Annotated in this window: 18 protein-coding genes and 1 pseudogene; 2 read left to right on the plus strand and 17 right to left on the minus strand. The window is 64.8% G+C overall.

The features are described 5' to 3' along the window. The 7 genes and pseudogenes from DVS29_RS29950 to DVS29_RS29980 form a co-directional block, all read right to left on the minus strand. On the minus strand, positions 1 to 93 hold a 93-nt coding region (locus DVS29_RS29950; RefSeq protein ID WP_116603299.1), incomplete at its 3' end, for an NAD-dependent epimerase/dehydratase family protein. After that, on the minus strand, positions 90 to 1,097 hold the full coding sequence (rfaE1, locus tag DVS29_RS29955) for a D-glycero-beta-D-manno-heptose-7-phosphate kinase (protein WP_276314353.1): 1,008 nt from the start codon (positions 1,095 to 1,097) through the stop codon (positions 90 to 92). The genes rfaE1 and DVS29_RS29950, both read right to left, overlap by 4 nt. Before the next feature lie 56 nt (positions 1,098 to 1,153). Then, positions 1,154 to 4,045, minus strand: a complete 2,892-nt coding sequence (locus DVS29_RS29960) for a glycosyltransferase (RefSeq protein WP_164708019.1) — start codon at positions 4,043 to 4,045, stop codon at positions 1,154 to 1,156. A 76-nt stretch (positions 4,046 to 4,121) separates the two neighbouring features. Continuing rightward, entirely contained in the window at positions 4,122 to 5,480 is a 1,359-nt protein-coding gene (locus DVS29_RS29965) for an ABC transporter ATP-binding protein (RefSeq protein ID WP_118184157.1), read from the minus strand. Then, positions 5,470 to 6,258, minus strand: a complete 789-nt coding sequence (locus tag DVS29_RS29970; protein WP_240655847.1) for an ABC transporter permease — start codon at positions 6,256 to 6,258, stop codon at positions 5,470 to 5,472. The genes DVS29_RS29965 and DVS29_RS29970 overlap by 11 nt, the downstream gene beginning before the upstream one ends. A 100-nt stretch (positions 6,259 to 6,358) precedes the next feature. Continuing rightward, the gene (locus DVS29_RS29975) at positions 6,359 to 7,786 is read right to left on the minus strand and encodes a mannose-1-phosphate guanylyltransferase/mannose-6-phosphate isomerase (protein ID WP_118184159.1); all 1,428 of its coding nucleotides are present in this window, start codon (positions 7,784 to 7,786) and stop codon (positions 6,359 to 6,361) included. 262 nt (positions 7,787 to 8,048) lie between these two features. Next, positions 8,049 to 8,373 (minus strand): annotated as a pseudogene (locus DVS29_RS29980) (sugar nucleotide-binding protein); the annotation flags it as partial. Between the two features lie 68 nt (positions 8,374 to 8,441). On the opposite strand from DVS29_RS29980, the gene DVS29_RS29985 reads away from it, so the two are divergent. Further along, positions 8,442 to 9,344: a glycosyltransferase family 2 protein gene (locus DVS29_RS29985; protein WP_118184201.1), complete on the plus strand. Its 903-nt coding sequence runs from the start codon at positions 8,442 to 8,444 to the stop codon at positions 9,342 to 9,344. A gap of 34 nt (positions 9,345 to 9,378) precedes the next feature. On the opposite strand, the gene rfbD is transcribed toward DVS29_RS29985, so the two are convergent. Genes rfbD through rfbB form a run of 4 tightly spaced genes read right to left on the minus strand, consistent with a single transcriptional unit; the run spans position 9,379 to position 12,782 of the window. Further along, entirely contained in the window at positions 9,379 to 10,272 is an 894-nt protein-coding gene (gene rfbD / locus DVS29_RS29990; protein ID WP_118184160.1) for a dTDP-4-dehydrorhamnose reductase, read from the minus strand. Positions 10,273 to 10,280: 8 nt separating this feature from the next. Then, positions 10,281 to 10,832: a dTDP-4-dehydrorhamnose 3,5-epimerase gene (gene rfbC, locus DVS29_RS29995; RefSeq protein ID WP_118184161.1), complete on the minus strand. Its 552-nt coding sequence runs from the start codon at positions 10,830 to 10,832 to the stop codon at positions 10,281 to 10,283. Then, positions 10,817 to 11,710 (minus strand): glucose-1-phosphate thymidylyltransferase RfbA, encoded by an 894-nt coding sequence (gene rfbA, locus DVS29_RS30000; protein WP_118184162.1) that lies wholly within the window; start codon positions 11,708 to 11,710, stop codon positions 10,817 to 10,819. The genes rfbC and rfbA overlap by 16 nt, the downstream gene beginning before the upstream one ends. A gap of 10 nt (positions 11,711 to 11,720) precedes the next feature. Further along, positions 11,721 to 12,782 carry a dTDP-glucose 4,6-dehydratase gene (gene rfbB, locus DVS29_RS30005; protein WP_118184163.1) on the minus strand — a complete coding sequence of 354 codons (1,062 nt, stop codon included), beginning with the start codon at positions 12,780 to 12,782 and terminating at the stop codon, positions 11,721 to 11,723. Between the two features lie 421 nt (positions 12,783 to 13,203). Between rfbB and DVS29_RS30010 the strand changes: the two genes are divergently transcribed. Further along, positions 13,204 to 14,064: a symmetrical bis(5'-nucleosyl)-tetraphosphatase gene (locus tag DVS29_RS30010; protein WP_118184202.1), complete on the plus strand. Its 861-nt coding sequence runs from the start codon at positions 13,204 to 13,206 to the stop codon at positions 14,062 to 14,064. Positions 14,065 to 14,088: 24 nt separating this feature from the next. On the opposite strand, the gene DVS29_RS30015 is transcribed toward DVS29_RS30010, so the two are convergent. From DVS29_RS30015 to DVS29_RS30040, 6 genes are all read right to left on the minus strand, one after another. Then, positions 14,089 to 14,949: a lysophospholipid acyltransferase family protein gene (locus DVS29_RS30015; protein ID WP_118184164.1), complete on the minus strand. Its 861-nt coding sequence runs from the start codon at positions 14,947 to 14,949 to the stop codon at positions 14,089 to 14,091. 16 nt (positions 14,950 to 14,965) lie between these two features. Then, a complete protein-coding gene (locus tag DVS29_RS30020; protein ID WP_118184165.1) occupies positions 14,966 to 16,243 on the minus strand; it encodes a dihydroorotase in 1,278 nt (425 codons plus the stop codon). Positions 16,244 to 16,268: 25 nt separating this feature from the next. Next, entirely contained in the window at positions 16,269 to 17,285 is a 1,017-nt protein-coding gene (locus DVS29_RS30025; protein ID WP_118184166.1) for an aspartate carbamoyltransferase catalytic subunit, read from the minus strand. A gap of 100 nt (positions 17,286 to 17,385) precedes the next feature. Then, on the minus strand, positions 17,386 to 17,904 hold the full coding sequence (gene pyrR, locus DVS29_RS30030; protein WP_118184167.1) for a bifunctional pyr operon transcriptional regulator/uracil phosphoribosyltransferase PyrR: 519 nt from the start codon (positions 17,902 to 17,904) through the stop codon (positions 17,386 to 17,388). After that, positions 17,891 to 18,346 (minus strand): Holliday junction resolvase RuvX, encoded by a 456-nt coding sequence (gene ruvX, locus DVS29_RS30035; RefSeq protein WP_118184168.1) that lies wholly within the window; start codon positions 18,344 to 18,346, stop codon positions 17,891 to 17,893. The genes pyrR and ruvX overlap by 14 nt, the downstream gene beginning before the upstream one ends. After that, entirely contained in the window at positions 18,343 to 18,921 is a 579-nt protein-coding gene (locus DVS29_RS30040; protein ID WP_118184169.1) for a YqgE/AlgH family protein, read from the minus strand. The genes ruvX and DVS29_RS30040 overlap by 4 nt, the downstream gene beginning before the upstream one ends. Positions 18,922 to 18,925: the final 4 nt, after the last annotated feature.

Below are 18,925 nucleotides of genomic sequence, written 5' to 3' on the forward strand. Positions count from 1 at the left end.
CACCGCGATGATGCGGTCTTCGCCGCGCTCGTTGAGCGCCTTGACGATGTTGCTGCCGATAAAGCCGGCCGCGCCGGTGACGATGAGGGTCATGGTTGGGTCTCCAGTACTCCGCGTCGCTCGCCCAAGGGCGTGTCGGGGAAGAGTTCGTCGAATTCGACCGTCGCCGTGCCAAGTTTGCCGACCACGATACCGGCCGCACGGTTCGCGATCGCAACAGCGTCGGCGAGCGATGCGCCCCCGCCTAGCATCGCAGCGAGCGTCCCGATGACCGTGTCTCCCGCGCCGGAAACATCATACACTTCGCGCGCGAGCGCCGATTCGTGCAGGGCGCCGGCATCCGTGAAGAGCGTCATGCCCTCTTCGGAGCGCGTCAGCAGCAGCGCGTGAAGGTCGAGCTCCGCACGCACACGCGCGACGCGCGCGTGCAGGTCCTCCTCCGATTTCCATTGCCCGACCACCTGCCGCAATTCGGCGCGGTTGGGCGTCATCAGCGTCGCGCCGCGATAGCGCTCCCAGTCGTCGCCCTTCGGGTCGATCAGCACCGACTTGCCCGCCGCGCGCGCCGCCGCGATCATCTTCGTCACGTGCGTCAGGCCGCCTTTTGCGTAATCCGAAAACAGCACGACGTCGTACGCCGGCAGCAGATCGTCGAAACGCGCGAGGCCGGCCAGCAGCACCTCATGGGCCGGCGCGTCTTCGAAGTCAACGCGCAGCAACTGCTGCTGGCGCGACAGCACACGCAGCTTGATCGTCGTGGGCAGCGACGGATCGCGCACCAGATGCGGCTGCACGCGACTGTCGTGCAACAGGTCGACGATCCGCTCGCCCGCCTCGTCGGAACCGACTACGCAGAGGAGCCCCGCCTGCGCGTTGAGCGCGGCGATGTTGCGCGCGACGTTCGCGGCGCCGCCGAGCCGGTCTTCCGTGCGTGACACACGCACGACCGGCACCGGCGCTTCCGGCGAAATGCGGTTGGTGTCGCCGAACCAGTAGCGGTCGAGCATCACGTCGCCGACCACCAGCACGCGCGCAGCGGCAATGCCGGCCGGCGGCAGACATTGGCCTGCCTGCGTAGGCGAACCGTGTTCCCCAATGTCATTGCCCCGAATAGAAGTCGTCACTGTCCGATCCAAAGATATCTGGATAAAGCCTAGCTCCGCCGTCCAAGACGGCGAACCACCCGCCAGCTCCGCCGCGCGAGCGGCCGCATGCCCGGCACCCGCAGCATCCGCTCGACGACCGCCTCGACCTTGCGGCCCACGAGCTTGCCCACGGTCGGCATCGTCGCGACCGCGGTCGTGGCGAGCGTCAGCTGATCAAGCTGGCGAAGACGCTCGACGAGCGTGTCGTACCTGACGGTCCGGCGCGCCGTTTCGAGCACGTCGAACACTTCGCGCACCGAACGATCCCAGCCGTCGCGCTCGCCGGCGCCCGCCGGCATCTGCCATTGCATGCCGTTGGCGCGGATATCCGCGATCAGGTCGTCCGTCGTGCAGAAGAAGTGGATGTTTTCGGCGCCTTCGATCCCGTCCGCGATCTCGCGGTACAGCGCGGAATCGCGCACGTAGATTGGCCGGCGGCGTCCGAGCGCGTGCAGGATCGGAAATCCGAAGCCCTCGTAGTGGCTCGGAAATACCACCGCCGCGGAGTCGGTGTAGAACTTTTCGAACGCTTCGTCCGACAGACTGCCGGCCTCGAACGCCTCGACGTTGCCGTAAGGCGACGGCTCGTCACCGTAGCCCGCGGCCACGATGCGCAGGTCGGGGAACGCGGCCGCGATCGCGTCGACCGTCGGCCGCACGAACTTGTGGCTGAAGTGGTTGCCGATCACGAAGACGTGCGGCTTGACGCCCTCGCTGCGTTCGCGCGGGGAGCCGTACTCGCTCGCGTCGAGCGAATGCAGTGATACCTTGCGGATCACCTTCTGGCCGATCTCGAAGCGGCTAGCCATGCGGTCGAGCGTGAAGCGCGAGTTCGTGAACAGCACATCGATGTAGCGGAACGCGTAATGCCAGATGCTCGGATCGAAGGTCAGCGACAGGTAGCCGCAATCGTACGAGATTGTGTCGAGCATGAAGATGCCGGCAACCGGCGCGCGCTCGATGACGAGCGACATCGCATCGGCGAAGAACGGCTGACCGACGCGCACGATCGCGGTGACCTTGTTCGACGGATCGTCGATATCGAAACGCGTCACACCCTCGAAACGCGACAGGCCGTGGAAGTCCCACGCCACCCGCCGCATGTACACGGCGATCCGGACGTGCTTCGGCCAGTTGCGCACCGCAGCGTCGAGCAGCTTGAGGCCGGACTCGAACGTGCCGTTGAAATAGGCACCGAAGCTCGAAAAATCGAACGCGTAGACGAGCTGGCCATTTTTGCCGTCAACGTATTCGAGCAGCGTCTCCGCGCGAAACTCGGGCGAGTTGAAGTGCGTGTAGATCAGCTGGGGATACTCGGGGTAGCGCGCATGCAGGATCGGTGCGTTCTTCGCCTCGCGCCCCGCTTTCGCGCGCGCCGACTCGGCGAACGACTGCTCGCCCTGGTGCCAGACGAATGCCCGGTTCGCGAGCACTGCACGGTAGCCGCACCGGTTCGCGCGCATGATCAGGTCGTTCTCTTCGTTGTAGCCAGTCGCGTAGATCGGATCGAACGCACCCAGCTCGCTGTGGATCGTCCACTTCACCAGCAGGCAGAACCCGACCGCCGTCGGCACCAGCGAGTAGCGCGGCAGCGTGGCCGCGTTCTGCACGAACGCCGCGTAGCCGCGCTGCGGGGTCACGTCCTGGTCCAGCAGTGAATGCGGCAGCGTCGCGAGCGTCGCGTTGTTGCTGCGCGGCGAGACGAAGCCGATCATCGGGTCGAGCCGCCCCACTTCGCGCATCTCGCGCAGCGCGCCTGGAAACACGATCGTGTCCGAGTTCAGCAGGATCACGTCGGCGCGTGCGGCCTTCGCGCGCGCGAACGCGTGATTGCAGGTGCCGATGAAGCCGAGGTTCGCCTCGTTGCGGACGACCTCGAACGGAATCGCGGCGTCGCTGAAACGGCAGTCGTCGAGCGCCGACTGCAGCGGAGCGTAGTCTGGGCTGTCGTTGTAGAAGAAGACTTTCGCGCCCAGTTCGCGCAGCTCCGCGCCGATCGCGTCGAGCGAGCTAAACAGTTGCGCGACAAGCGCTTCCTTCTTGTAGAACGGCACCACCACGTGCAGCTCGCGCGCGGGGCAGATCGCGTCGTACGGCGGTACGGGCGTGTCAACCGGCCGGCCGGCTGCCGTCTCGCGCAACGGCGTCCACGGGTCGCTGCGAGCGACACGGGCCATCGACGACGTATCGGCCACGTCCATCTTCAGCTCGTGCATCCACACGCGCAGATCGTCGTGCGAACCAATCGCGGCGAAATCGTGCAGATCGAAGCGGCCGGCGAGTTCGGCCGGCACGAGCACCAGCACCGGATCACGGGTTTCGCCGTAGACGTTGTCCGCGCAGCGGAAATAGTTGTCCGGATTGAATGCGAATTCGCCGTGGCCGAACACGCTGTAACGCTCGCGCGAGGCGACGGCGAGCCATGCTTCGCCGTGCTGCGCACCTGCGAGATTCACGCAGACGACAGGCCGGCAGCGCTGGATGGTCTGGGGTGCGGCATCGAACAGCGTCGTTGCAGTGGTTGTAGCCGCAACCGCTGCCGTTGTGCTCCGCGCGACATGGACCAGATCGACACGCGGCAACGCCAGCGCCTCGAGCGCGGCGAAGTACGTATCGGCGGATGCCGCTGCCGCGCTCGGGTGAAGCGCCACGTCAGGCGTCAGCACCACGTCCTGCAGAAAATTGCGCGCGACATTGACGCGCAACGCATCGGCGAGCTCGCTTTGCAGTTCCAGCGCGTGGACCCGGCCCGCGCCGCCCGCGAAGCGCGCCAGCGCGATCGCGAACGCGCCGACGTCGGCGCCGATATCCGCGATCACGCTGCCAGGTTCGATGAACCGCCGCAGCGCGACCAGCTGGCGTTCCGCGAACTCACCGTACCTCCGCAGGGACTCCGCCATCGCGCCAGCAGCCGGGCCGGGCGTCTCAAAGAAACCGTACTTGCATTGCACTTGCGCCATTGGACAGACTTTCAGGTCAGGTGACATCGAAGGAAACGGCCAGCGAAGGCGCGCCGAACTTGCCGTGCACGAGGTTGGTGCCAAGCGCGGTCACGACGATCACGTCGTGCATCAGATGATGCTGCACGTGGTCGCTGCCGGGACCTTCGGCGAAAGCGACGTCGATCGGATACTCGCCTCGGATCAGCGCGGGGAAGCGCATCGAAAAGACCGCCTCGACCTCCGTACCGGCGCCGGCGACGATCGCGTGATCGCGCAGATAGCTGTCGGTGCTTTCGGCGATCAGCTTTTGCCCCTTGTTGTCCTTCAGGACGAAGCCGATGGCCGGATAGGTCATGTTCTTCTTCACGCTCGCGCGGATCACGAGACTGACCGTTTCGTCGGATTGGAACTCGCTGACCTGATGGCCTTCGGCGTTCTGGAAGAAGGTCGCCGTGATGGTGGCACCGCCGAGGCCAAAGCTTTCCGCGTCGCGCCGGAACGTCGACGCGTGATAGCGCACGGCGGGCACCGCATCGACCGCATAGCGGCGCGATTCGGCGGAGCGCGCCGGAGCCGCGCCAGCGGTGGCCGGTGTGTGCGCGGTGTCGTGCGGCGCGCCGCTTTCACCCAGCTGCTCCGCGGCCTTCTCCGAATAGAGATCGCGCAGATAGATCATCGCGATGTCCTTCGGCGTACCCGACTCATACACGTACTGCGAACCCTCGCGGCGCAGCAGGATCGCATTCTCGCAAAGCGCGTTCACGGCGCCCATGTCGTGGCTGACGAAGAGCAGCGTGCCGCCGTTGTCCTTGAAGTCGAGCAGGAAGCGCATGCACTTCTGCTGGAAAAACGCGTCGCCGACGCTCAGCGCTTCGTCGACGATCAGGATGTCCGCGTCGACGTGCGCAATCACCGCGAACGCGAGCCGCACGAACATGCCGCTGGAGTAGGTCTTGACCGGCTGATCGATGTAGTCGCCGATCCCCGAGAATGCCGCGATCGCTTCGTAGCGGGCGTCCGTCTGCTCACGCGTGAGGCCGTGCAGCGACGCAGACAGGTAAACGTTCTCGCGGCCCGTAAACTCGGGATTGAAGCCCGCGCCCAGTTCGAGCAGCGCGGCTACCTTGCCGTGCACCTCGATGCTGCCTTCGGTCGGCGTAAGCGTGCCGCAGATCATCTGCAGCAAGGTCGACTTGCCGGCGCCGTTGCGCCCGATGATCGCGACCGTGGTGCCGCGCTCCACCATGAACGACACGTTGCGCACCGCCCAGAACTCGCGGAAATAGGTGCGTTTGCCGCGAAACAGCATCTGCAACAGACGGTCCACCGGCCGGTCGTAGATCTGGTAGCACTTGCTCAGATTCTCGATCTTGATGGCGAAATCAGAGGACATCGGCGAATCCCTTTCGTGTCTTCTCGAACCACCAGTAACCGATCCAGAGCGTGACGAGCGACAGTATGAGTATCGGCAGGTAGGCCTGCAGATCGATGCCGCGGTGCCACATCAGCACCCGGCGTACCTGTTCGATCACGGGTACTAGCGGGTTGAGCCCCGCGATCGGCCGGAAGCGTGCCGGAATCGCGTCCGCGGGATAGAAGATCGGCGTGAGGAACATCAGCACCGTCGTGCAGAGCCCCGTGATCTGCGCGGTATCGCGCACGAACACGCCCAGCGCGGAAAAGAACCACGCGATGCCGAGCGACAGGAAGATCAGCGGGATCAGCGTGACGGGGAACAGCAGCACCGTAAGTGACGGTACGCCGATCGCGATCACGTAAAACAGTAGCCACACGAGGAAGCTGACGAACAGGTGAAACAGCGCGACCGCCACCGCGACGAACGGCAGGATCTCCAGCGGGAACACCACCCGCTTCACGTAATTCGCGTTCGACAGGATGATGCCTGGCGCCCGGTTCAGGCATTCGGCGAACATGTTGAAGACGAGCAGTCCCGAAAACAGCACGAGTGCGAACTCCGCACGCGAGCCCGTCCCGCCCGGCCAGCGCGAACGGAAAATCAGCCCGAACACGAAGGTGTAGACGGCAAGCATCAGGATCGGCTGGAAGATCGACCAGGCAAGCCCGAAAATCGAGCCACGATAGCGGCCCAGCACTTCACGGACGGAAAGCGCAACGATCAGCCCGCGGTTCGCGATCAGTGAGCGAAGCATCCGTTGCGGAGACGTTAATAGACGCAGCATAGTTCTTCAGAAAGGAGCCGCCGGTTGCGCGGCGGCCCGGCATGCGGACAATGACGCGGGCCGCGGGCAATCAGCGGTCATGCGTACGGCCATAGTTATCTTCGAAGCGCACGATGTCGTCTTCCCCCAGATACGATCCGGACTGCACTTCGATCATTTCCAGCGGTACCTTGCCGGGGTTTTCGAGGCGATGCTTCGTGCCGAGCGGAATGTAGGTCGACTGGTTTTCGGACAGCAGGATGGTGTGTTCGCCGTTCACGACACGCGCCGTGCCCTGCACCACGATCCAGTGTTCGGCGCGATGGTAGTGCATCTGCAGCGACAGCGACGCGCCCGGGTTGACGACGATCCGTTTGACCTGGAAACGCTCGCCGCTGTCCACGCCTTCGTAGCTGCCCCACGGACGAAACACCTTGCGGTGCAGTTCGGATTCGACGCGCCCGGTGGCGTTGAGCTGATCGACGATCTTCTTGACGTCCTGCGCCCGCTCCTTGTTCGCGACGAGAACCGCATCCGCCGTTTCGACGACGACGAGATTGTCAACGCCGAGCACTGCGACCATGCGGGACTCGCTGCGCACGAACGTATTCGTCGCATCATGCACAATCACGTCGCCCTGGCAGGTGTTGCCCTGCTCGTCGCGCGGACTGATCGCGGCGAGCGCAGTCCACGTGCCGACGTCGCTCCAGCCGAGCCCGGCCGCCGCGACAACCACGGCATCGCGGGTGTGCTCCATCACCATGTAGTCGATCGAGTCCGATCGGCACGCGGCGAAGGCGTCGCGGTCGAGGCGCAGGAAGTCGAGGTCTTCCTTCGCGAGTTCGACGGACTGGGTGACCGGACCGACCACGTCCTGCGCATGCGCCGCGAGTTCGCGCAGATAAGCATCGGCACGGAACAGGAACATCCCGCTGTTCCAGTAGTAGCCGCCTGCCGCAAGGAAGGTCCTGGCCCGAGCCTCGTCGGGCTTTTCGACGAACGCGCCGACTTCGAAGGCGCTCTCGGCACCGTCGAGCGCCGCGGCGCGGCGTATGTAGCCGTAGCCGGTATGCGGCTCGGTGGGCTCGATGCCGAACGTGACGAGTTTGCCCGCCGCCGCATGCGGCAACGCGCGTTCGACGCTCGTGCGGAACAGATCGCCGCTTTCGATCACGTGATCGGCCGGCAGCACCAGCAGCACGGCGTCCGGATCGTCCGCCAGCGCGATAAGCGCGGCCGCCGCGATGGCCGGACCGGTGTTGCGCGCCGTCGGTTCGAGCACGAGGCGGCCCTGCAGCCCGATCTCGCGCAGCTGCTCGGCGACGAGGAAGCGTTGCTGCTCATTCGTAATGACCATCGGCGCGGCCGCATCAGCGACGCCGGCGAGCCGCCCCGCCGTCTGCTGCAGCAAGGTCGAATCGCCGTACAGCGACAGAAACTGTTTCGGATATCCGCTGCGGGACAGCGGCCACATACGTGTGCCGGAGCCACCGCAAAGAATGACCGGAGTGATCGTCATAGTCGTGACTGAGGAGCTTGTAAGGGCGTCGCCCGTGAATTGTGGCGGGACGCCGATGGCGGCGAACACGCGATTATCGCATGTACTGCGTGCTCGGCCCGCCACCATCGTTGTTGCGCCGTGACACCGCACCTCAGCCGGGGCGATCCGCACTTGACCCTGCATCGATCCCGGATCATGCCTCGGTCAATCCTGTAACATCCAGCGACGCTGCCGCAGCAGGACACTCAGCGTCCGCCATGCGCAACCGCAACGCCGCTTTTCAATCCAGCGCGCGCACGCCAAAAACATTCGCGAGCCTGTCGTTCGAAATCCGCGAACTAGCTGGCCGCTTCGCTGGCGTCGGATACGCCAAAGCCAGAATCGGCTTGACGACGGGCTTCTTCGCCAGATCGGCCAGTTCGAAAATCGCCTCGGCAAAGCCGTGCCACGACGTCGCGCCACCCGCCGTCATGCCCCCCCCCCGAACGCTGCGCCCACTACCCGGTGTGATCCGCCACCGCGTTCGCCTGCGCTAGCACGTCCGCGGTCAGCGTCGCGATCGTGTTCGACCAGGTCGGCGCACCGATCTGGTCGACAACCGTTCGTGCGTTATTGACCCGCGCTCGTCCATTCGATTACGCTCAGCTTCGTTCCACTTTTGCCGGCCTTCATTTTGTCTTCTCGCTCCGCTGCCGTTGTCGTCACTTACGAACCCGACCTGGAGTCGTTGCTGCGCCTGACCGCTCAACTGTCCAACCAGGCACAGATGCTCTTCATCGTCGACAACGCGTCGTCCAACGCAGCACACTGGGTGGCGCAGGTGGAAAAAGACACGTGCCGGGTCATTCACCTGACGGTTAACATGGGCATAGCCCACGCACTCAACGTCGGCTTCCAGGCCGCGCATGCGCTGCCGCAGGTCGAGTTCTGCGCTATCTTCGATCAGGACAGCGATCTGAGCGCAGACCTGATCGACCGCCTCGAAGGCTATCAGGATCAGCTACGTAAGCGAGGCCCTGTGGCTCAGATCGGACCGTATTTTTACGAGCACAACCGCGAGCAGTTTCTCCCGTTCATCGAATTCAAGCGCGGCGTTCCGCGCCGAAAGTACGACGCAGGTGGTGGCACCTGGACAACAGCCGACTATCTGATTTCATCTGGCTCTCTCATCTCGATCGACGCAATCCGCGCAATCGGCGACCTCGACGAAACGCTGTTCATTGACTACGTCGATATCGAATGGGGGCTGCGTGCGAAGGCGAAAGGCTATCAGAGCTACGGCGCGTATGACGTGCGCATGGACCATCGCATCGGTGACGCGGCACTCGATGTAGCCGGCGTGAAGCTGGCGATGCACAAGCCGCTGCGCCGCTACTACTACTACCGGAACGCCCTGTTGCTGTGCCGTCGTCCTTATATTCCCCTGATGTGGAAAATCAACGAGTGCGTCAGGCTCGGCGCCAAGTTCTTCATCTTCGGTGCGTTGTCGCCCCGTCGGCGCGCCGATCTATCGATGATGATCCAGGGAATAAAGGACGGCCTGCGAGGCGTGTCGGGCAAGTTCGATCACCACTGACTTCGCGGTCGACCGCCCTCGCCGGCGCCGGCGCTTACTTCGCCATACACAACCGCAACGCGTCCTTCCAGTCCGGCGCCCTCACACCGAACACATCCGCGAGCTTGTCGTTCGAAATGCGCGAATTCGCGGGCCGCTTCGCCGGCGTCGGGTACGAAGAAGCCGGAATCGGCTTCACGACCGGCTTCTTCGGCAGATCGGACAGCTCGAAGATCGCCTCGGCGAAGCCGTGCCACGACGTCGCGCCGCCGGCCGTCAGGTGATAGACACCCGAATGCTGCGCCCACCATTCGGTGCTATCCGGCACCGCGTTCGCCTGTGCCAGCACGTTGGCCGTCAGCGTCGCGATCGTGTTCGACCACGTCGGCGCGCCGATCTGGTCGGCCACCACGCTCAGTTCTTCGCGCTCCGCGCCCACGCGCAGCATGGTCAGCAGGAAGTTCTTGCCGCGCACGCCATACACCCAGCTCGTGCGGAAGATCAGATGCGCACAACCCGATGCCTCGATCGCCTGTTCGCCCGCCAGCTTGCTGCTGCCATACACGTTCTGCGGACTGGTTTCGTCCGTTTCGACGTACACACCGTCTTTAGCGCCGTCGAACACATAATCCGTCGAATAGTGGACGAGCCGCGCGCCGAGTTTCTTCGCCTCCTCGGCGAGCACGGCCGGCGCTTCGGCGTTCAGGCGCATCGCGGCGTCGGGCTCGCTTTCGGCTTTGTCCACGGCGGTGTGCGCGGCCGGATTCACGATCAGCTGCGGCTTCACGTCGCGCACGACGCGGCGCACCTGGTCAAGGTCCGCCAGATCGAGCCCGCTGCGGTCCAGCGCAACCACCTTGCCAAGACCCTGCAGGGTGCGCGCCAGTTCGAAGCCGACCTGGCCGTTCACGCCGGTCAGCAGGATGGTGGGTTGTTCAAGCGACGTCATGGCCGTCCTCACTCGAAGTGGTCGGCCTGCGACAGGCGCTTGCCCGCCGCGTCCTTCGCCGCGAGCAGCGGCTCGAAGTCGATCGGCCATTCGATGCCGATCTCCGGGTCGTTCCACACGATGCTGCGCTCGTGTTCCTGGAACCAGTAGTCCGTCGTCTTGTAGAGGAACTGCGCGGACTCCGACAGCACGACGAAGCCGTGCGCGAAGCCCGGCGGCACCCACAGCTGGCGGTGGTTGTCATTCGACAGCACGACGCCCACCCACTTGCCAAAGTTCGGCGAGCTCTTGCGGATGTCGACGGCGACATCGAACACCTCGCCTTCCACCACGCGCACGAGCTTGCCCTGCGCGTGTTCGATCTGGTAATGCAGCCCGCGCAGCACGCCCTTCGCGGAGCGCGAGTGGTTGTCCTGCACGAATTCGACGCCGGCCTGTACGTGCTCGGCGAATTCGCGGGCGTTGAAGCTTTCGTAGAAAAAGCCCCGGGTGTCACCGAACACCTTAGGCTCGATGATCTTGACTTCAGGCAGTGCTGTAGCGGTTACCGTGATGGCCATGCGACTTGATCCGTAAGAAGGTTTTGCAGGTACTTGCCATACGCGTTCTTCGCGAGCGGCTTCGCGAGCGCGAGCAGTTGCTCGGCGCCGATCCACTTGCGGCGGAACGCGATCTCTTCGGGGCAAGCGACGACGAGGCCCTGACGCTTCTGCAACGTTGCGATGAAGGTCGCGGCCTCGATCAGCGATTCATGGGTGCCGGTATCGAGCCACGCGTAACCGCGGCCCATGATCTCGACATTGAGCTGCTGCTGGCTCAGGTAGCGCGAATTGACGTCGGTGATTTCGAGTTCGCCGCGCGCGGACGGCTTGATGTCCGCGGCGATGTCGCACACCTGGTTGTCGTAGAAGTAGAGGCCCGTGACCGCATAGTTCGAACGCGGACTGGCGGGCTTTTCTTCGATGGACAGCGCGCGGAACGCCTGATCGAACTCGACTACGCCGTAACGCTCGGGGTCGAGCACATGGTAGGCGAACACCGTCGCGCCACCGGTGGTCGCGTTCGCGCGGTCGAGCTGCTTCGCGAGGTCGTGGCCGTAGAAGATGTTGTCGCCGAGAATCAGCGCCGACGGATCGTTGCCGACGAATTCGCGGCCGATGATGAACGCCTGCGCGAGCCCGTCCGGCGACGGCTGCACCGCGTACTGCAGGTTCATCCCCCACTGCGAACCGTCGCCGAGCATCGCCTCGAAGCGCGGCGTGTCCTGTGGCGTGGAGATGATCAGCACGTCGCGAATGCCCGCGATCATCAGCGTAGACAGCGGATAGTAGATCATCGGCTTGTCGTACACCGGCAGCAGTTGCTTCGACACCGCGTGCGTGATCGGATACAGCCGCGTTCCGGAGCCGCCCGCCAGAATGATGCCTTTGCGCGCCATCGTCGCCCTCCTACGCGCGCTGCGCGTAGTTTGTCTCGACCCACTTCCGGTACTCGCCGGAAGCCACTTCGTCCGCCCACGGCTGGTTGTCCAGATACCAGCGCACGGTTTTCGCGAGACCGGTTTCGAACGTTTCCGCGGGCTTCCAGCCGAGTTCGCGTTCGAGCTTGCGTGCATCGATCGCGTAACGGCGGTCGTGGCCGGGGCGATCCTTCACGTAGGTAATCAGATCGCGGTACGAACCTTCGGCCTTCGGCTTCGCCTCATCGAGCAGATCGCACAGCGTGTGCACGACGTCGAGGTTCTTCTTCTCGTTCCAGCCGCCGACGTTGTACGTCTCGCCCGGCGTGCCGCGCGCGAGCACTTCGCGGATCGCGCTGCAGTGGTCGCCGACGTACAGCCAGTCACGCACGTTCCGGCCGTCGCCGTACACCGGCAGCGGTTTGCCCGCGAGCGCGTTGGCGATCATCAGCGGGATCAGCTTCTCGGGGAACTGGTACGGACCGTAGTTGTTCGAGCAGTTCGTGGTCAGCACCGGCAGGCCGTACGTGTGGTGATACGCGCGCACCAGATGGTCGGAGCCGGCCTTGGTAGCCGAGTAAGGACTGTTCGGCGCATACGGCGTGGTTTCGGAGAACTGCGGATCCGTTACGGACAGCGAGCCGAAGACTTCGTCTGTGGACACGTGCAGGAAACGGAACGACGACTTCGCGTCGCCTTCGAGCGTGTTCCAGTACGCACGCGCCGCCTCCAGCAACGTGAAGGTGCCGACGACGTTGGTCTGCACGAAGTCGGCGGGACCATGAATGGAACGGTCGACGTGGCTCTCGGCGGCGAAATGCAGCACCGCGCGCGGCCTGTGCTCGGCGAACAGCGCAGCGAGCGCCGCCTGATCGCAGATGTCAACGCGCGCGAACACATGACGCGGATCCCCGTGCAGCGACTTGAGCGTGCCGAGATTGCCGGCGTAGGTCAGCTTGTCGACGTTCAGCACGGGTTCGTCGGATTGCCGCACCCAGTCAAGCACGAAGTTGGCGCCGATAAAACCGGCGCCGCCCGTTACCAGAATCATGGAGTTCCTTTTGAAGTTCAGGATTGCCTGATGTTGCCCTCGGTCATCCTCGACAACCCTCGGACACTACGGACACCGTCAGACAACGTAGAAGCGGTAAATAGGTCGAAGACGTGCCGATGCGACGGTAATTTTACCGGACAAGAAGCCCGTCACCCTCCTTTTATGAGGCACACATTATAAATCGGCGGAATGCGAAAACCACAGCCCTAACATCTTGAAACAGCTTGACAAATTGCCTTTCACATTGTGTTTCAGGCGTATGTCGAGCGGCAAACAGACGGGCGGGGAACGCATCGTGCGGAGCAGTCGACTCCAGTGCCGCCGATACCGCTGGTCTAGAATCGGGCCATGCGCCACGATGCAGCGCAAGATGCACGCCGCGTACGTCGCCCTTGCCCATCCACCCATTTGTGAATCGATGACCGACGCCACCACCACCGCTTCCGTCCCGCTCGCTTTCGGCGATCTGCAGGGCTGCCACGCCGCGTTCCGGCAACTGCTGGACAAGGCCGCGCCAGCACCGGATACGCCGCTGTGGTTTGCCGGCGACGTGATCAACCGCGGCCCGGATTCGCTCGCCACGCTGCGCGAGGTGATCGCGCTCGGCAACCGCGCGGTGACGGTGCTCGGCAACCACGACCTGCATCTGCTCTCCGTATCGGCCGGCATCCGCAAGTCGAAGAAAGGCGACACGATCGACGAGATCCTGTCCGCGCCCGACGCGGCAGACCTGCTGCACTGGGTCCGCCATCGTCCGATCGCGCATTTCGAACATGGCATGCTGCTCGTGCACGCGGGCGTGCTGCCGCAATGGGATGTCGAGATGACGCTGGAACTGGCGGAAGACCTGCAGCGCGCGTTGCGCGCGCCGAACTGGCAGGAGACGCTCGCGGGCCTGTACGGTAATGAGCCGAACCGCTGGACCGACAGCCTGAAGGGCATCGATCGTCTGCGCATCACCTGTACGGCGCTGACCCGCATGCGTTTCTGCAACACGGTGGGCCAGATGGACTTCAGCTCGAGCGGCGGCCTCGATTCGGCACCGCCCGGTTATCTGCCGTGGTTCGACGCACCGTCGCGCCGCACCCGCGACATCACCGTCGTGTTCGGTCACTGGGCAGCGCTCGGGTTGACGATGCGCGACGACATCATCGGGCTCGATTCGGGCTGCGTGTGGGGCAATCGGCTGTCGGCGGTACGGCTCGCGGCGAATCCTGCCGAGCGCACGTTGACGCAGGTGGATTGCAGCGACTGCAAATCGGCAAGCAGCGAAGAGTAGCCGTCCGCGACGGTCAATGCGACGTCAGGGCGATCCAGGTGAATGCGGCAGGCCTGGGTCGTGATCGAGCGGCGTATCCGATGTGTCGGCTTCTTGCTTCGACGATGCATCGGACACAGGCACCCGCGACGCAAGGCCATTCGCGATCCGCTGATGCTGCATCCCCTCCAGCGCCCGCCTGACCGAAGCCTCCGCCTCCGCCGCCAGCAGCCGCCGGTCCGCGCCCGGCGCGAGCGCCTCGCCGACGTACACATGCGCGGTCAACGGACCGCCCGTGAGCAACGCATCCAGCGATTCGCCGAGCGACATGTCGCCGATATACGCGGGCGCGGTCGATTGCCGGCCTTGCGCATCCTCGTACAGGATGCAGACCGGCTGCACCGGACTCGACGCCGACACCGCGGCCTGAAACAGATTCGCGTGGAACGGCAGCAACTGCAGCCCGTCCGACGTCGTGCCTTCCGGAAACACGCACATCAGCTGACCCGCGTTCAGGCGGCTGGCGAGCTCGTGCATGATGCGCTTCGCGTCGCTGCGCTTCTCGCGCTGGATGAAGATCGTGTCGAGCTGCGCGGCGAGCCAGCCCACTACCGGCCACTTGCGGATCTCGGCCTTCGAGACGAACGGCGTCGGCCGCCACGCGTTGATCACGTAGATGTCGATCCACGAGATGTGGTTGCTGACCACGAGCGCGCCTTCGTCGAGCCGCGCTTCGTCGTTGTGCACGACGAGGCGCATGCCGGCGAGCCGCAGCATCTTCAGCGACCACCTGCGATTCATCTCGAGCCGCGCGGCTTTCGACGCCTTCGGAAAACGCGTGGCAATCGTCCACATGCCCACCAGCAGGTGGACGACGAGCCGGACCTTGCGGAGTATCAGCATGATGGTGTCGGCTCCGGAATCAGCGCTGCCCGTACGCGACGCGGCCCGCGACTATCGTCGCGCTCACGCGTGCCGGCAGTTCGTAACCGAGGAACGGCGTGTTGTGCCCCTGGCTCTTCAGCGCGCGGGGCTCGACGAACCAGTGCGTGGCCGGATCGAACACGCACAGGTCCGCCGTGGCGCCCACTGCGATGCGGCCGGCAGGCAGCTTCAGCACGTCAGCGGGCGCGGCCGTGATCAGCTTCAGCGCTTTCGCGAGCGGCAGCCTCGCTTCGTCGGCCCACTTCAGCGTCAGCGACAGCAGCAGTTCGAGGCCCGTCGCGCCCGGCGTCGCTTCGGCGAACGGCAGCAGCTTTTCGTCGTCGTCGACCGGCGTATGGGCCGAGCAGATCGCGTCGATCGTGCCGTCCGCGAGGCCCGCGCGGATCGCCTCGCGATCGCGCTGCGCGCGCAGCGGCGGATCGAGACGGAACTGCGCATCGAAGTAGCCGATGTCGACGTCGATCAGATGCACGTGGTTGATCGTGACGTCGCAGGTCACGGGCAGCCCTTCCGTCTTCGCCTCGCGAACGAGCGCGATGCCCGCCGCCGACGAGACATGCGACAGATGCACGCGCGCGCCGGTCACCCGCACGAGTTCGAAGATCGTGTGCAGTGCAATCGTTTCCGCCGACACCGGCACGCCCGACAGCCCGAGCCGCGACGCCACCGGCCCGCCCGCGGCGACGCCGCCTGTGGACAGAGATGCGTCCTGCGGCCGCAGCCACGCGGTGAAGCCATACGTGCTCGCGTACTGCAGCGCGCGCAGCAGCACCTTCGTATCGACGATCGGCGCATCGGCCTGCGAGAAACCGACGCAACCCGATTCGGTCAGCGCGACCATCTCGGTGATCACCTGCCCTTTCAGGCCGACGGTCAGCGCGCCGAGCGGATACACGTGCGCCTGGTTCAGGTTGCGCGCGCGAAACCGGAGCATCTCGACGAGGCCGGGTTCGTCGAGCACCGGGTCGGTGTCGGGCGGACACACGAGACTCGTCACGCCACCCGCGAGCGCGGCCGCCATCTCCGATTGCAGCGTCGCCTTGTGCTCGTAGCCCGGCTCGCGCAACCGCGCCGACAGATCGACGAGGCCCGGCGCAATCACGAGCCCCTTCGCGTCGATCGTGCGGTCAGCGGCAAAGCCGGCGGGCGAGTTGCCAAGCGCGGCGATCTTGCCGTCGTCGATGAAGACGTCCTGCCTGTCGCTCGAGCCGGCGACCGGATCGATCAGCGTGCCGCCTTGAATATAAATCTTCATGCGCTGCCCTTGTGCTCTTCTCTCATCAATCGTTATTGCCCGCGACGATACCCATCACGGCCATCCGCACCGCGATGCCGAACGTCACCTGATTCAGGATCACCGACTGCGGCCCGTCCGCCACCTGCGAGTCGATCTCGACGCCGCGGTTCATCGGCCCCGGATGCATCACGATCGCATCGGGCTTCGCGAGCGCGAGACGCTCGGGCGTCAGCCCCCAGCTCTTGAAGTACTCCTGCGCCGAAGGCAGCAGCGCGCCGCTCATCCGCTCGTTCTGCAGGCGCAGCATGATGATCACGTCGACGTCCTTCAGGCCTTCGTCAAGGTTGTGAAACACCCGCACGCCCATCTGCTCGAGACCGCCCGGCAGCAGCGTGCGCGGACCGATCGCGCGCACTTCCGGCACGCCGAGCGTCGTCAGTGCATGAATGTCCGAGCGCGCGACCCGCGAATGCAGGATGTCGCCGACGATCGCCACACGCAGGTTCGTGAAATCGCCCTTGAAATGGCGGATCGTGTACATGTCGAGCAGGCCCTGCGTCGGATGCGCATGGCGGCCGTCACCGGCATTGATCACGTGCACGTGCGGCGCGCAGTGCTCGGCGATCAGGTACGGCGCGCCACTCGACGCATGACGCACGACGAACAGGTCCGCGTGCATCGCCGAGAGGTTATTGATCGTGTCGAGCAGCGATTCGCCCTTGCTCGTCGACGACGCGTTGATATTCAGGTTCAGCACGTCCGCCGACAGCCGAGTCGCCGCGATCTCGAAGGTGGTGCGTGTGCGCGTCGAGTTCTCGAAGAAAAGATTGAACACCGACTTGCCGCGCAGAAGCGGCACCTTCTTCACCTCGCGGTCCGTCACGCTGACGAACTGCGCGGCCGTATCGAGGATGTGCGTGACGATCGGGCGCGGCAGCCCTTCGATCGACAGCAGGTGCTTCAGCTCGCCGTTCTTCGTGAGCTGCGGGTTGCGCTTCAGGAAGCCGTAGCGGAAGCGCTCCGGGGTGGCGCTGTCGGCGGGAGGGTTCGGTGTGGTCATGGCTGGCTGCGAATGAAAACGCGTAATGAAGAGACGCTTCGCGACGAAACGCCCGGGTTGCTGTGGCTTCGACCGTGGCGAATGGTTACGCTGCGAGCCGTCAGTGTTCGCGCACCTCGATATGGAATGCGAAACGTCCGGCATCGTTGCGCGACAGCACGAGGTTCGCGTCCTGTGGCACATCCACTTCGCCGCCCACATAGCGCGCGGCAACCGGCAGCTCGCGCCCGCCGCGATCGGCAAGCACCGCGAGTTCGACCGACGCCGGCCGGCCATAGTCGTACAGCTCGTTCAGCGCGGCACGCACGGTGCGGCCGGTGTACAGCACGTCGTCGACGAGTACGATGCTGCGATTCTTTACGTCAAACGGCAGCGCGGTCGGGCCCGCCTGGGTGTGCAGACCTTTCTTCGCGTAGTCGTCGCGATGCAGCGCCACATTCACGACGCCGAAACCAGCCAGCGACAGGTCCGCGGCGAGACGCTCCGCGAGCCATGCGCCGCCGCTGAAGATGCCGGCGAGCACCGGCGCATCGGCGCCTGGCGCGCTGCCCGCCGCGAACACCGGTCGCAGCCGGTCCAGAAGCGCGCGGTACAGCGCCTCGGCATCAAGGGGATTCATGGTCAGCGGAAAGTCCGTCAAGGTATTGCTGGAGGATCACGCAGGCGGCTTCAGCATCGAGCATCGCGCTGTCACGGGCAGACCCGCGACCCGAGCCGCGCATCGAAGCTTCCGCTTCGACCGACGAGTAGCGCTCGTCGACCCACGTCACCGGCAGATTGAAGCGGCCGTTCAGCTGGTTGCCGAAGCGTTTCGCGAGCTGGGTCATCGCGTGCGGCGTGCCGTCCGGATGCATCGGCAGACCGACGACGAGCGCGTCCGGCTTCCACTCGGCCAAGAGCTTGCCAACGGCTTCGAAACGGTATTCGCGATTGCGGTTCTGCAGCACGACGAGCGGCCGCGCGCTGCGTGTCAGCGAGTTGCCGACCGCCACGCCGATGCGTTGCTCGCCGTAGTCGAACGCGAGCAGCGTCGCTTCACGTCCAGACAACCCACCACTCATGCGTGGCCCGCTTCGCCCGACAGCATCGACGACGAAATGCCGAGCAGCGCGAGCGCCGCTTCGAAGCGGTCTTCGGCGGGCGTGTCGAACACGATCTTCGGATCGGCCTCGACGGTGAGCCAGCCGTTTTTCGAGATCTCGTCCTCGAGCTGGCCCGCACCCCAGCCCGCATGGCCGAGCGTCAGCAGGAAACGCTCCGGGCCGCGGCCGTTCGCGACATCTTCGAGCACGTCTTTTGACGTGGTCATCTCGAGCCCGCCCGGCACCGTCATCGACGACGTATAGGCGCTGCCTTCGCGCTGGTCGTGCAGCACGAAGCCGCGCTCGGTCTGCACCGGGCCGCCGAAGTACACGGGCACATGCAGAAGGGGTTCGATTTCGAGCTTGAGATCGATGCGATTGAAGAGCGCCTGCAGATCGATGTCGGTCGGCCGGTTGATCACGAGGCCGAGCGCGCCGCGTTCACTGTGATCGCAGAGATAGACCACCGTGCCTGAAAACGTGGGGTCCGCCATGTTCGGCATGGCGATCAGGAACTGGTTGGTCAGGTTGATCGAATCGTTACTTTTGGACATGGTC

The organism is Paraburkholderia phosphatilytica, from assembly GCF_003443895.1.
Classification (GTDB): Bacteria; Pseudomonadota; Gammaproteobacteria; order Burkholderiales; family Burkholderiaceae; genus Paraburkholderia; species Paraburkholderia phosphatilytica.